This window comes from Kocuria marina (assembly GCA_014652975.1).
Classification (GTDB): domain Bacteria; phylum Actinomycetota; class Actinomycetes; order Actinomycetales; family Micrococcaceae; genus Kocuria; species Kocuria marina.
In genome coordinates this window covers 329,297-342,193 of the sequence record BMZV01000003.1, presented here as the reverse complement: position 1 = coordinate 342,193, position 12,897 = coordinate 329,297, and the positions used below count along the sequence as shown (strand labels likewise).

Sequence of the window (12,897 nt, the reverse complement as noted above, 5' to 3'; positions counted from 1 at the left end):
CGGCGACGAGAGACTGAGGTGATCCGCGTGCCCACGGGCAAGGTCAAGTGGTTCGACGCAGACAAGGGTTTCGGCTTCCTGGCCACCGACGACGGCCAGGAAGTGTTCCTGCATTCGTCCGCCCTGCCCAAGGGGGTCACCACGGTCAAGCCCGGGACCCGCATGGATTTCGGGATCGCGGACGGCAAGCGCGGTGCGCAGGCCCTGTCCGCGACCTTACTGAGCAAGCCGCAGTCCGTGGCTCGCAACACGCGCAAGCCCCCCGAGGAGATGGCCGTGCTCACCGAGGACCTCATCCGGTTGTTGGACGGGATGTCCAACGGACTGCGCCGGGGGCGCTACCCGGACCACTCGCACGGCAAGAAGATCGCGACCATCCTGCGCACCGTGGCGGATGAGCTCGATGTCTGAGACCACCGCGGAGACCGCTCCGCAGCGACCCGCGGGGCGTACACGCACACCCAAGCAGGACCCGGTGCTTACGGGCGCGGTGGATCTCGCGCGGGAGGCTGTGCTGGCCCCCGTGACGGACGCGTCCTCGGTGGGGGAACACCTCGGTGTCACCGTGCACGAGGACCGGCTGCTGACCCACCTCTTCGACTGTCGCCTGGCTGGCTACCCTGGCTGGGCGTGGTACGCGACCGTGGCCCGGGCCCCGCGCAGCAAGCACGTGACCGTGTGCGAGACCGGCCTCATGGCGGGTCCTGATTCCCTCCTGGCCCCGGACTGGGTGCCGTGGGAGGAGCGGATGCAGGCGCTCCAGGAGCAGGAGGCGCAGGACGAGCACGACTCCCCGGCGGAGGGGGACGAGCACCCGGGCGACGGGCAGGACTCCGCCGACGCCGAGCACGCCGGTGACGGTGACACCGCACCCGCCGAGGGGACCTCCACCGATGGGGAGACCTCCCGCACCGAGGACGAGTACGCTGCATCGGAAGATGCCGAGGACGGCGCAGCATCGTAGGCAGCGGACCGGCCGCCGCCCCCGGGACCCCGCCGCCGGCGGTCCCGGAGTCGGGGATGTTCCGGTCCCTGCGCATCCGTAACTACCGTCTGTGGTTCACGGGTGCGCTCGTGTCCAACGTGGGTACGTGGATGCAGCGCACCGCCCAGTCATGGCTCGTGTTCGATGAACTGACAGATCAGGACGCCACGGCCATGGGCGTGGTGATGGCCCTGCAGTTCGTTCCGCAATTGCTGCTCGCCCCCTACGCGGGGGTGCTCGCGGACCGCTACGACCGGCGCCGGATCCTTGTGATCACGCAGGGTGTCATGGCACTGCTGGCCCTGGGGTTGGGCATCCTGTTGCTCCTGGACGTCGCGCAGTTGCCCACCGTATACGCGTTCGCGCTGGGCCTGGGGATCGTCGCGACGTTCGACGCCCCCGTCCGGCAGACGTTCGTCTCGGAGATGGTCCCGGACACCCACGTGTCCAACGCAGTGGCCCTGAATTCCACATCGTTCAACTCGGCGCGGTTGATCGGTCCCGCGGTCGCCGGTGTGCTGGTCGCCGCCGTGGGCACGGGGTGGGTCTTCATGATCAACACCCTCACGTTCGCCGCGATGATCTGCGCGATCGTGCTGATCGACGCCGCCAAGTTGCGTCCCGCTCCACGCGCGCGGCGGGCACGCGGGCAGATCCGGGAGGGCATCGGCTATGTGCTCCACCGCCCGGACCTCGTGGCGGTCATGAGCACGATCTTCATGATCGGCACGTTCGGGATGAACTTCGCCGTGTTCCTCGCGGCCATGGGTGGTTCCGTGTTCGGGCGCGGCTCCGAGGAGTTCGGCGTCCTCAACTCGATCCTGGCAGTAGGCACCCTGACCGGGGCGTTGCTCTCCGCCCGCCGCGCGCGGGCGCGGTTGCGCTACATCTTCTTAGGCTGCGTGGCCTTCGCGATCACGTGCCTGGGTGCGGCCACAGCCCCCACGCTGTGGGTTTTCGCGCTGTGGCTGATCCCGTGCGGCATCGCGTCGCTCACGATCATGACCACCGCCAACGCCTATGTCCAGACGACCACCGCACCTGCGATGCGCGGGCGCGTGATGAGTCTCTACATGGCCATCTTCATGGGCGGTACGCCGATCGGCGCACCCACCGTGGGGTGGCTGACCGACACGCTCGGGGCGCGGTGGGGCATGGGTGCGGCGGTGCTCGCCGGGGTCGTGGGCGCGCTGATCGGCGCGTGCTTCGCGTGGCGACTGCGCCGGGAACGGCAGCTCGCGACGTCGTCCACGGCGGCGCCGGGGACGACGTCGCGCGGCTGAGTCCGCTCAGTCCAGGCCGTTCGCCACGGTCCAGTCGATGCACTCCAACAGGGCGCGGACGTCCTCCGACGGTACGGAGACGAACGTGGCGATCCGCAACTGGTTGCGCCCGAGCTTGCGGTACGGCTCCACGTCCACCACGCCGTTCGCGCGCAGGACGGCCGCGATCCGGGCGGCGTCCACCGCGTCGTCGAAGTCCACCGTGCACACCACGGGGGAGCGGTGCTCGGGCAGCGTGACGAACGGGGCGGCGACGTCGCTGCGTTGCGCCCAGTCGTAGACGAGCCCCGAGGTCTCGGCCGTGCGGCGGGATGCCCAGTCCAGACCGCCCTGGGCGTTGAGCCAGCCCGCCTGCTCGTTGAGCATCACGAGCCCCGCGAGTGCGGGGGTGTTGTAGGTCTGGTGCTTACGGGAGTTCTCCACGGCCGTGGCAAGGGACAGCACGTCCGGGATCCAGCGACCGGACGCGGCGATGCGCTCGACCCGCTCGAGCGCGGCGGGGGAGAAGGCGGCGAACCAGATCCCGCCGTCACTGCCGAAGTTCTTCTGCGGGGAGAAGTAGTAGACATCGGTCTCAGAGAGGTCGACCGCCATCCCACCCGCGGCGGACGTCGCGTCGATGACCGTCAGAGCGCCGTCGTCCGCGTGAACGCGCTGTACGGGCATGGCGACGCCGGTGGAGGTCTCGTTCTGGGGCCACGCGTAGACGTCCACCCCGGGCGCCACGCGAGGCCCCTCGGGGCGCGAACCGGCCGGGGCCTCGATGACCACGGAGGGTTCGAGGAACGGTGCGCGATCCGTCACGTGCGCGAACTTGGCGCCGAACTCCCCGAAGCTGAGGTGCTCGGCGCGCCGGGACACGAGGCTGAAGGCCGCGCTGTCCCAGAAGGTGCTGGACCCACCGAGACCCAGCACGATCTCGTACCCCTCGGGCAGTGCGAAGAACTCGGCGAGGCGCTCCTGCACCTGCGCTACCAGGTTCTTGACCGGGGCCTGGCGGTGGGACGTACCCAGCAGCGTGCTGCCACCGCGTTCGAGCGCGGCCACCTGCTCGGCCCGCACCCGGGACGGGCCCGCGCCGAAACGGCCATCCGTGGGCAACAGGGACGGGGGGATCACGGGCATGCTGGTCACGAAGGCTCCTCTGGCGGGCGGTCGGGTGTGTCCCCCATTGTGCCCGCCCGGGGAGTCGATGGCGCGTTCGAGACGCCTGCCGCCAGGACACCCACTGGCTATAATTATCCTGAATCATTCAGACTAGGCTGAACGGCAGCCCCCACCGGGGGTCGTTGACCCGCGCGCTGTGGTGCGCAGAAATCTGAGGACGAACCATGAGCGGCGATCTGATCGACACCACCGAAATGTACTTGCGCACGGTGCTGGAGCTGGAGGAAGAGGGGATCACCCCCATGCGAGCCCGCATCGTGGAACGCCTGCACCACTCCGGCCCCACCGTGTCTCAGACCGTCTCCCGCATGGAGCGCGACGGCCTGCTCTCGGTCGCGCCGGACCGCTCCCTGCAACTCACCGAGGCCGGGCGCACCACCGCTGTGTCCGTGATGCGCAAGCACCGGCTCGCCGAACGACTCCTCGCGGACGTGGTGGGCCTGGACATGGCGCACGTCCACGAGGAGGCCTGCCGCTGGGAACACGTGATGAGTGAGCGCGTGGAACAGCGGCTCGTGAACCTCCTGGGGGATCCCGAGAACTCCCCGTACGGCACGCCCATCCCGGGGCGGGGCGAGCACCACGGCACCGGTGCCGCGGCCGAGGTCTTCGACGGCCTCACCCTGCTCGAGGTCGCCGGGACCCAGGACTCCACGGAGTACGTGGTCCGGTTGCTGCCGGAAGTGGTGCAGGCGGATCAGGAACTCATCGAGATGCTCAGCTCCGCGGGCATCCTCACGGGCTCCAGGGTCACGGCCGAGATCAACCCCGGGGACGAGAACCGGGTCGTGGTGACCCGGGTCGATTCGGGAGTGTCCCTGGACCTGGACTCCGCCACCGCGCGCGCCATTCGGGTGGCCGCCGCCGAGGCCTGATCGCCGCTGCGTCTCTCCGCGGTTGCTTCCGGTGACGTCGGAACGCGACGCGCCGTGATCTTCGAGAAGTTGACCGTGATCTTCCGACTGTGTGGACAATCACGGGTGATCGGCGCGGTTTCGACCTTCGCTCACTGGGTGAGCCCTGTATGACCGCAGGTCAGGAGGCTTTTCCGCGGTGTGGGCTTTCGAGCGGGCGGGCGTGCTGAGGCGGCCGATTGATATCGACGGTCGTGGTAATTCGCGGTGATTCATAGCGACCGATGCCCGATGCGTGACCGGCTGTAATCAAAACGTGACATTTTCGTTATCCATCCTGTACAGTCATGCCCGTGCCGATCACTGGTCGGATCGCCACTCCCGAGCGTTCGCCGAGTTCTGCCATGCGCTCCGGGACCCGTACACAGAACATCCGCATGGCAGAAGCGGGGGAACCACTTCCGGGCTCGTTGCCATCCGACGGGTCCTTGGGGTCAAGCCAGCACGGCACCTAGGTGCGTGCGGCCGGATGTCTCCCATCCGAACCCGACAGCTCACCTCGTAGGCGCAGGGAGGAACACACATGTCTTTCATGAAGCAGAACTCTGCCCGGCACCGCGCCGAGACGCAGTCGCACCTCGTGCGTAACACCGCTATCGGTACGGTCGTCGCTGGTGCCGCCGTGGTCGGCCTCGCGGCCCCCGCGCAGGCCTCGAGCGGTCTCATCGATCTGGGCTCCACGGCGTCCTACGGCTACCAGGCGTCCACCTCCTCGGTGCAGGCCTACACCGCGTCGTACACCATGCAGACCACCAACACCGTGGGGTCCGCCGCCAGCGTGAGCACCCAGTCGAACCGCTCCACGGGTGGTCTGGTGGGCACCGCCTACCAGGGCATCGGCGGCGCGTACGTCTGGGGCGGCGTTGGCTTCAAAGCCTGGGACTGCTCCGGCTTCACCCAGTGGGTCTACGCCCAGAACGGCATCAACCTGCCCCGCACCACCTGGGCCCAGTTCGCCGCTGGCACCCCCACCTCCAACCCGCAGCCCGGCGATCTGGTCTCCCAGAACGGCGGCTCCCACGTGGGGATCTACATCGGCAACGGCCAGATGATCTCCGCTCTCAATCCCTCGCAGGGCACTCAGGTTCACTCCGTGAATGCCATGCAGCTGGATGGTTACTACACCTTCCGGTGACCCGGTGACACCGCGCCCGAGCATGATGCGCGGTCCACACCGAGCCACATTGCGGTCGGGTGTGCTGGCCGGGTCCCCGGACCTCGGTCGGCACACCGCGCCGGAACCACCTGAAAACCGAAAGTAATCTCCCGCCCAAATCCGTGCACCGCTGCTGCGTCCTGACGGATGTGCCGGTCACCGCACACCTCCGTGCCCTGGGTGGACACGAACGTGTTAGGAAACCACACGAATGTCGAACGAAACCGCTCCTCACGCCGCCAAGGGCCTCTTCGCGGGTAAGGCCCGCACCGTCGCCGCCGTCGCAGCCTTCTCAGGTCTGGCCCTCGCGACCACCGTGTCCGTGCAGGCCACGCAGAATGCCTCCGAGCAGGCCCCCGCCGCCGCTGTGTCCGAGGCCCCCGCCTCCGACAACACCGTCTCCGCGGAACCCGCCGCCAAGGCCGACAAGGCCCAGGAGAACGCTGCCAAGGAGCAGAAGGCCGCGAAGACCGAGAAGGCGCAGCCCGCCGCTCAGGCTCCCGCTCAGCCCTCCGTGGTCCAGGCCGCTCCCGTGGCCGACGTGACCCCGCTGCAGGCTCCCGCCGTTCCGGGTGCAGCCCCCACCGTCGTGACCGCTTCCGAGAACGTCACCTCGGTCGCCGAGCAGGCTCCGGTGGCCCAGGGCCGCCACGCCGCTCCCGCCACCGCTCAGACCGTTGCCAAGGAGGCCGCCGCCGAGCAGCGCGCCGCTGTGGCTTCCCCGGTGATCCCGAACTACGCCCCCGCCCAGGGTGCCGCTGCCGCCCAGCCCGCGTCCTACAAGGCTCCGCAGGCCCCGGCCGCCCCGAAGGCGCAGGCTGCCCCCCAGGCTCAGGCCGCCACCCAGGTGACCACGCAGTCCAACGCCCAGGCAAAGGCCGAGGCTGCTCCCGCCGCCACCCAGGTGACCACGCAGTCCAACACCCAGGCGAAGGCTCAGGCTGCTCCCGCCGCCAAGGCCTCCTCCGTGTCCGGCTCCGCGAAGGGCCAGGCCATCCTGGGTGCCGCCGAGGCTCAGATCGGTGTGACCCAGGACTGCACCATGCTGGTGACCAACTCCCTCAAGGCCGTGGGCATCAACCACCACGGCTGGCCGGCCAGCTACAAGTCGCTGGGCACCCAGGTCTCCGCGGACCAGGCCCGCGCCGGTGACATCGCCTACTACGCCAACGGCGGTTCCGGCATGGCTCACGTGGCCATCTACGCCGGTAACGGCCAGGCCATCCACGGCGGTTGGAACGGTAACCAGACCGTGAAGACCAGCGCCTACGTGGGCTCCGGCCCCGAGTTCATCCGCGTCGGCTGAACCGGATCGAGTTCGGCACAGCGCTGATCCGCGCGGCGCCACACCTCGTGTCGAGTCGGGACCGGTTGTGTACCCGATCCCGATGAGAGCGATAGAGAACGTACGGACCCTGTTGACCGCAGGGTCCGTACGTTTTTTCGTGCCCGGAACCCGGACGTGGACCGGCAGCGGTGATCACTCAGCCCTCCTAGCACCCGATCCCCGTCGTGCAGGCGTCGATCGCGGATCGGCCCCAGCGATCGCGCAGCCCCGGCCCGTAGAATGGACGCCATGCCCTCCGATCTCTCCACCGCCGCACGCACCCCGCAGGACCAGGAATTCACCTACTACGCCGTGGGCATGGTTGCCGGTGCCATCCCGGGGATCGTCGTGGGGTTCATAGTGGCCGCGTTCGTGGGTCACGCCGCCATGTGGTTGTCGGTTTTCGGTGGCGTGGGGATCATCATCGGCCTCGTGGTCGCCACGGTCGTCTTCCGGCGACGCCGCGCGGCCGCCCGGGCAGCCCAGCCCACCTCGCCCGCAGCGCCGGGCGACGACGTCGCCGATCGCCGCAGCTGAGCCCGTCCCACCGGGGACCCGGCACGCCGCTGTCGGCCCTCGTCGCAGACCCACCCACCGGAGAGCCGGGTCGACGTCGCTGGGTATTCGTACGGGTCCGCGTGGCCGTCCAGCCCGGCCCCGAGCTCCACGCGGCGGTGAGTTCTCTCCGTCCCCGTTACTTCCAATCGACCTCGAAGGTCGGCTCAGGCCGTGATCAGCTGCGTGATCTCCCGTTCCAGGTTCTCCCGGGCGCGGGCCTCCCACAACGTCACCGCACGAGGATCGTGGAACAACGTGTCTTTTTCCAAGAGTCCGCGCAGGATCTCGGCGCGGCCCGCCCTGAACTGCTCATCCGGGACGTGGGCGTACTCGCGGCGCACCGTGGTCCGATACCGCTCGTACTCGTTCTCGCTGCCGCCCAGCACGGACAGGTCCGCGTCCACGAGTCGACAGGCGTCCACGTCGCTCGGATCCGGGCGGTGGTCCACGGTCACGAGCACGAGCTCCGCCACGCGGCGCCCGATGGCCGCGGGCCACTCCGGGCCTGACAGTCGTTGCCGGGCCAGCTCGGCCGAGTCCCGTTCGTCCTGACCTGCTTGCCCGTCATACACGGCATCGTGGAACCACGCGGCGAGCACGAGCTCCGCGCTCGGGGCGCCGTGGGTGAGCCGGTCAATGCCTTCCAGCACGTTCAGCAGATGCGAAGGACCGTGGTAAACGCGGTGCGGTTCACTCCAGCGGGTCAGCAGCTTGGCACCCAGGTCGGGATGCTCGGGGAAGTGGTGCGCCCAGCGGCGCGTGAGGGTCACCGCGAGCTTGGCCGGGCGGCGTCGTGCGGGGACCCGCAGGCCACTGTGGATCAGGACACGGACGAGTTTCTTGCCGTCTACAGCGAGGGCACCCGCGGCCACAGCGTCAGCGTGGCGGTGCGCGGGGACGTCGTAGTGGTCGCGGTCGAAGGCACGTTCCGAGACCCCCAGGGCGCGGGCGAACTCGTGCAGCTCGGCCAGGGAGGTGTCGGAGATCAGGTGCGAGAACACCGTGCCGTGCGCGGGCCATCGGGGTGGATCGATGTAGACGGTCATGGCTCCATTGTGCGCTGTTCCAATGTGCTCTCAACTCGCGGGGGGAACGCGCCGCCGATACAGTGGTGCAGTGTTGCCCCCGTAGCTCAGGGGATAGAGCACGGCTCTCCTAAAGCCGGTGTCGTTGGTTCGAATCCAATCGGGGGCACCGAGGACGTCCCGCCTGATATCGGGCGGGACGTCGTCATTCCCGCAGTGCATTCCCACAACCGGCCGACCCGCCCAGCGAAACCCGCCCGCCCGGTGAGAATGGCCGACCCCGCACATCAACGGGGATGCATGAGTGGAGTAAAAGCAGCCCGTGGCCCTGAGACCTGCGTCAGCTCAGTTGAATCGCGGCGTGGGGAAGCGCGAGGGGTGTATCCCCGAGCTCAGGCGCGCGGGCGCTGGCCCGGCAGCTTGCCCTCGGAGAAGTCGTCGAGTTTGCGGCGCGTCACGGATACCGCCACGATCACGGCGATCAGCACGAGCAGAGCGAACAACACCCACCGCGCGATCACGAGCCCCGAGGCGAGTGCCACGGCGGACGCGTCCGCGGGGTCGGCCACGGCGGCGTCGAGCACGGTGTTGCCCCCCAGGAAGACCACCGCGTAGACCAGGATGACCGCCCAGTACACCCATTTGCGGGCGCGCTGCGGGGTGTTGAGCCCGGTGAACAGCAGCCAGCCCAGGCACATGAGAAGGGGAGTGAAGAGCCCCGTGGTCGCGTGCACGCCCTCGTACTCGGTGCGGCCGTCCGCGCCCAGGCCGCGGGCGAAGTCCGCGAGGTGGCCCTGGGAGAAACCGCCGGCCATGAGTTCGGGCGCGGTGACGCCGCCGGCAAGGTTTCCGGAGACGCCCTGCAGCACGAGCAGGTGGTAGTAGAGCCACAGCGCGGCACCCACGAAGAACGCGACGCCCACCAGGATCCCGGCCGACGACGCCTTGGTGGGTTCCGCGGCGAGCTCACCGGAGCGCATCTCGTGGACGCTCGCGGGGCGCACTCGGGGTGCACGAGCGGGCGAGGACCCCGCCTTCGCGGAGCCCGCGTTCTCCCCGTACTTCCTGGCCTTCTGCGCTCTGGTCATACCCATGGCCCCATTATCCCCCGGGTTGTACTGTGAATGACTACGGGTACCACGCTCGATGACGAGGTGGTGAACAGGTGCCCCGCGGGCACTGCGGAAGGGTGGTGATGGTCATGGAACTCTCCATCGGCCTGCCGGACGGACTGCTCATGAGCGCGGGTGACGGCACGGAGCTCACCCTGTACGAGGCCGATCACACCACGGTCCGGCGCAGGATCAACTGCTCCGTCCTGGAGGGCGCGCGGATCGCGGACATCGTGTGGTCCCACAAGCTCTCCGCCGTGATCGCCGCCGTTCCGGACAAGAACCAGTTGTTCCGCTGGGACCCGTACACCGACGCCCTCCAGGAGTACGGCGGCACGGGTGAGCCCGGCCGCCGGGACGGGAAGATCGCTCAGGCCAAGTTCGCGGCCACGGTCTCGATCACCGAGGCCGGTGACGGCAAGTTGTGGCTCGTGGACAAGGATTCCTCCGCGCTGCGCTACATTGCGATCGATACGGACCGGCCCGACGGCGATCCCCACGTGGTCACGGTCATCGGCCGCCACGGTGCCGGGTACCAGGACGGCCCCGCGGCGGACGCCAAGCTCGCCCGCCCCGAGGACCTGCAGATCCTCTACGACGGTTCCGTGGTGGTCGCGGACACCGGCAACGACGCCATCCGCCATTTGGACCCCTCCGCGGGGGAGGTCTTCACCATTTACGGCGGGCCCGACCAGGACGGGGACGACCTCGACGAAGACGTCGTGCTGCAGGCCCCGGCGCGGGTCACCGTCGCGGATTCGCACCTGTGGGTCGAGGACGCCAACGGGCGCCACCTGTTGGAACCGCGCTACGTGTGATCCGGGGTTGTCCACGGGCCGGTGAGGGCGTCCCCACCGCTGGCTAAACTGGTGCCACCATGGACTTCCTCTCTGACAATCCCCTCCTGTCCGCGGCCTCGGTGCGCTCGGCGAACGCGCCCGACTCGGACGAGTTCTCCCAGCCCACCCCGGCATCCGGGGCTCAACTCGTGGAGGGACTGAACGACCCCCAACGCGCCGCCGTGGAGCACGCGGGTTCCCCGCTGCTCATCGTGGCCGGTGCCGGTTCCGGCAAGACCAGGGTCCTCACGCACCGGATCGCCTACTTGCTGGCCACGGGCCGCGCCCGCCGGGGGGAGATCCTCGCGATCACGTTCACGAACAAGGCCGCCGCGGAGATGCGGGAGCGGATCGTGGATCTCGTGGGGGAGTCCGCGCGCTCCATGTGGATCTCCACGTTCCACTCGCTGTGCGTGCGGATCCTACGCCGCGAGGCCAAGACCGTGGGGCTGTCCACCAACTTCTCCATCTACGACTCCGCGGACTCCCTGCGGTTGATCACCCAGGTGGCCAAGCAGCATGAGTTGGACCCCAAGCGGTTCGCGCCCAAGGCCATCCAGCACAAGATCTCCGCCCTCAAGAACGAGCTCGTGGACGACGAGACCTACCTGGCCCGCGCGAGTTCCTCGGACCCGTTCGAGTCCGCCGTGGCCCGGGTCTACCGGGGCTACACCCAGCGGTTGCGCGCGGCCAACGCCATGGACTTCGACGACCTCATCGGCGAGACCGTGCACATGTTCCGCGCGTTCCCTCAGGTGCTCGAGTACTACCGACGCCGCTTCCGGCACGTGCTCGTGGACGAGTACCAGGACACCAACCACGCCCAGTACGCGCTCGTGCGGGAACTCGTGGGAGGCGGTTCCGAGAACCACCCGGATGACTCCGGGATCCCGCCGGCCGAACTCACGGTGGTGGGGGACTCGGACCAGTCCATCTACGCGTTCCGCGGCGCGGACATCCGCAACATCACGGACTTCGAGCGGGACTTTCCCTCCGCGCGCACCATCCTGCTGGAACAGAACTACCGCTCCACGCAGAACATCCTCTCCGCGGCCAACTCCGTGATCTCCCAGAACGCGGACCGCCGGGACAAGAAACTGTGGACCGCGGAAGGCGATGGCGCCCCCATCATCGGGTACGCCGCTGAGAACGAACACGAAGAGGCCCGCTTCATCGCGGAGGAGATCGACACGCTGCAGGACGAGCACGGGATCCGCCCCGGCGACGTCGCCGTGTTCTACCGCACCAACGCACAATCGCGCTCCCTCGAGGAGATCCTGATGCGCGTAGGACTGCCCTACAAGGTGGTGGGCGGGACCCGCTTCTACGAGCGCAAGGAGATCAAGGACGCCATATCCTACCTGCGCGCGATCGCGAACCCCGCGGACGACATCACCGTGCGGCGCATCATCAACGAGCCCAAGCGAGGGATCGGGGACCGCGCCCAGGGCTCGATCGCGGCGCTCGCCGACCGCGAAGGCATCTCCTTCTCCGAGGCCATGCACCGCTTGGACGAGGCACCCGCCCTGGCCACTCGCTCGGCGAACGCCATCAAGAAGTTCTCCCAGCTCATGGACGATCTCGCGGAACTCGCTCAGGGCGCCTCGGTGACCGCGGTTCTCGAGGCTGTACTCGAACAGTCCGGGTACCTCGAGGCCTTGCGCACGTCCACCGACCCGCAGGACGAGTCCCGTGTGGAGAACCTCGCGGAGCTCGTGGCCGTGGTGCGCGAGTTCGAGAAGGACCACCCGGACGCGGGCCTCGGGGAGTTCCTGGAACACGTGGCCCTCGTGGCGGACGCGGACCAGATCCCCACCCAGCCCGAACCCGAGGGCGGCGCGAGTGCCCAGCAGATCGCGGAGCAGGTCGCGCAAGCGCGTTCCCAGGGGGTCGTGACGCTCATGACCCTGCACACCGCCAAGGGGCTCGAGTTCCCGGTCGTGTTCCTCACGGGCATGGAGCACGGGATCTTCCCGCACCAGCGCAGCTTCGCCGACGCCTCGAGCATGGAGGAGGAACGCCGCCTCGCGTACGTGGGGATCACCCGGGCGCGCAAACGGCTGTACCTCACGCGCGCCGAGTCCCGCTCCATGTGGGGGCAGTCCCAATTCAATCCCGCGAGCCCGTTCCTGGACGAGATCCCTTCGCGGTTGATCGAGTGGAAGCGCGAGGGCGCCAGTGCCGCGGGCGGATGGGGTTCGCCCGTGCACGCCGGATTCCAGGCCCGCGATCCGTTGCGCGGTTCCTCGTGGGGTGCGGGCGCCGGATCCGGGGCAAGTTTCCGCAGGCTCTCACCGGCCTCCGCCGGGCGCGTGCAGCCCCAGCGGGAGATTCCTTCCCTCAGCGTGGGAGACACGGTGGAGCACAAGGCATTCGGCCGCGGTTCCGTGGTCGCCATGGAGGGCTCCGGGGACAAGACGGTCGCCAAGGTGCGCTTCGGTGCGGAGGAGAAGCGGCTCTTGTTGCGTTACGCGCCCATGACCAAGGTCTCGTAAGGGGTACGACGCCGCGGCCCCGCCGCGCGCGGTGTC

At 68.8% G+C, this 12,897-nt stretch carries 12 protein-coding genes, 1 tRNA gene and 1 riboswitch; of the genes, 10 read left to right on the top strand and 3 right to left on the bottom strand.

The window, feature by feature from the left end:
- Positions 1-27 precede the first annotated feature (27 nt).
- From IE157_RS09300 to IE157_RS09290, 3 genes are read left to right on the top strand one after another with little or no spacing between them, the layout of a single operon-like run.
- Positions 28-411 carry a cold-shock protein gene (locus IE157_RS09300; protein ID WP_064847236.1) on the top strand — a complete coding sequence of 128 codons (384 nt, stop codon included), beginning with the start codon at positions 28-30 and terminating at the stop codon, positions 409-411.
- Positions 404-964 carry a DUF3027 domain-containing protein gene (locus IE157_RS09295; protein ID WP_318281417.1) on the top strand — a complete coding sequence of 187 codons (561 nt, stop codon included), beginning with the start codon at positions 404-406 and terminating at the stop codon, positions 962-964. Before IE157_RS09300 ends, IE157_RS09295 begins: the two co-directional genes overlap by 8 nt.
- A 56-nt stretch (positions 965-1,020) precedes the next feature.
- A complete protein-coding gene (locus IE157_RS09290) occupies positions 1,021-2,268 on the top strand; it encodes an MFS transporter (protein ID WP_193519800.1) in 1,248 nt (415 codons plus the stop codon).
- Positions 2,269-2,274: 6 nt separating this feature from the next.
- Here the strand turns inward: IE157_RS09290 and serC are convergent, their stop codons facing one another.
- The gene (gene serC / locus IE157_RS09285) at positions 2,275-3,393 is read right to left on the bottom strand and encodes a phosphoserine transaminase (protein WP_193519832.1); all 1,119 of its coding nucleotides are present in this window, start codon (positions 3,391-3,393) and stop codon (positions 2,275-2,277) included.
- Positions 3,394-3,599: 206 nt separating this feature from the next.
- On the opposite strand from serC, the gene IE157_RS09280 reads away from it, so the two are divergent.
- The 4 genes from IE157_RS09280 to IE157_RS09265 all read left to right on the top strand — a co-directional run bounded on the left by IE157_RS09280 (position 3,600) and on the right by IE157_RS09265 (position 7,369).
- Complete coding sequence (locus IE157_RS09280; RefSeq protein WP_193519799.1) at positions 3,600-4,310, top strand: metal-dependent transcriptional regulator; 711 nt, start codon at positions 3,600-3,602, stop codon at positions 4,308-4,310.
- Between the two features lie 400 nt (positions 4,311-4,710).
- Positions 4,711-4,869, top strand: a riboswitch (cyclic di-AMP (ydaO/yuaA leader).
- A 3-nt stretch (positions 4,870-4,872) separates the two neighbouring features.
- Positions 4,873-5,484, top strand: coding sequence for a C40 family peptidase (locus IE157_RS09275; protein WP_193519798.1), 612 nt, complete (start codon positions 4,873-4,875; stop codon positions 5,482-5,484).
- 232 nt (positions 5,485-5,716) lie between these two features.
- Positions 5,717-6,811: an NlpC/P60 family protein gene (locus tag IE157_RS09270; RefSeq protein WP_193519797.1), complete on the top strand. Its 1,095-nt coding sequence runs from the start codon at positions 5,717-5,719 to the stop codon at positions 6,809-6,811.
- Between the two features lie 270 nt (positions 6,812-7,081).
- Positions 7,082-7,369, top strand: coding sequence for a hypothetical protein (locus tag IE157_RS09265; protein WP_064847234.1), 288 nt, complete (start codon positions 7,082-7,084; stop codon positions 7,367-7,369).
- Between the two features lie 185 nt (positions 7,370-7,554).
- Here IE157_RS09265 and IE157_RS09260 read toward each other — a convergent pair whose 3' ends face one another.
- Entirely contained in the window at positions 7,555-8,436 is an 882-nt protein-coding gene (locus IE157_RS09260; RefSeq protein WP_064847206.1) for a DUF4031 domain-containing protein, read from the bottom strand.
- A 75-nt stretch (positions 8,437-8,511) separates the two neighbouring features.
- Between IE157_RS09260 and IE157_RS09255 the strand changes: the two genes are divergently transcribed.
- A tRNA-Arg gene (locus IE157_RS09255) sits at positions 8,512-8,584 on the top strand.
- Positions 8,585-8,807: 223 nt separating this feature from the next.
- On the opposite strand, the gene IE157_RS09250 is transcribed toward IE157_RS09255, so the two are convergent.
- A complete protein-coding gene (locus IE157_RS09250; RefSeq protein ID WP_193519796.1) occupies positions 8,808-9,509 on the bottom strand; it encodes a hypothetical protein in 702 nt (233 codons plus the stop codon).
- Positions 9,510-9,616: 107 nt separating this feature from the next.
- On the opposite strand from IE157_RS09250, the gene IE157_RS09245 reads away from it, so the two are divergent.
- Complete coding sequence (locus tag IE157_RS09245; RefSeq protein WP_231885634.1) at positions 9,617-10,345, top strand: NHL repeat-containing protein; 729 nt, start codon at positions 9,617-9,619, stop codon at positions 10,343-10,345.
- Between the two features lie 59 nt (positions 10,346-10,404).
- A complete protein-coding gene (gene pcrA / locus IE157_RS09240) occupies positions 10,405-12,861 on the top strand; it encodes a DNA helicase PcrA (protein ID WP_193519795.1) in 2,457 nt (818 codons plus the stop codon).
- Positions 12,862-12,897 lie beyond the last annotated feature (36 nt).

Excerpts from the sequence above, each read along its gene's own strand:
- IE157_RS09295 (WP_318281417.1), top strand. The coding sequence starts at position 404 with ATGTCTGAGACCACCGCGGAGACCGCTCCGCAGCGACCCGCGGGGCGT.
- IE157_RS09290 (WP_193519800.1), top strand. The coding sequence starts at position 1,021 with ATGTTCCGGTCCCTGCGCATCCGTAACTACCGTCTGTGGTTCACGGGT.
- serC (WP_193519832.1), bottom strand. The coding sequence starts at position 3,393 with ATGCCCGTGATCCCCCCGTCCCTGTTGCCCACGGATGGCCGTTTCGGC.
- IE157_RS09280 (WP_193519799.1), top strand. The coding sequence starts at position 3,600 with ATGAGCGGCGATCTGATCGACACCACCGAAATGTACTTGCGCACGGTG.
- IE157_RS09275 (WP_193519798.1), top strand. The coding sequence starts at position 4,873 with ATGTCTTTCATGAAGCAGAACTCTGCCCGGCACCGCGCCGAGACGCAG.
- IE157_RS09270 (WP_193519797.1), top strand. The coding sequence starts at position 5,717 with ATGTCGAACGAAACCGCTCCTCACGCCGCCAAGGGCCTCTTCGCGGGT.
- IE157_RS09265 (WP_064847234.1), top strand. The coding sequence starts at position 7,082 with ATGCCCTCCGATCTCTCCACCGCCGCACGCACCCCGCAGGACCAGGAA.
- IE157_RS09260 (WP_064847206.1), bottom strand. The coding sequence starts at position 8,436 with ATGACCGTCTACATCGATCCACCCCGATGGCCCGCGCACGGCACGGTG.
- IE157_RS09250 (WP_193519796.1), bottom strand. The coding sequence starts at position 9,509 with ATGGGTATGACCAGAGCGCAGAAGGCCAGGAAGTACGGGGAGAACGCG.
- IE157_RS09245 (WP_231885634.1), top strand. The coding sequence starts at position 9,617 with ATGGAACTCTCCATCGGCCTGCCGGACGGACTGCTCATGAGCGCGGGT.
- pcrA (WP_193519795.1), top strand. The coding sequence starts at position 10,405 with ATGGACTTCCTCTCTGACAATCCCCTCCTGTCCGCGGCCTCGGTGCGC.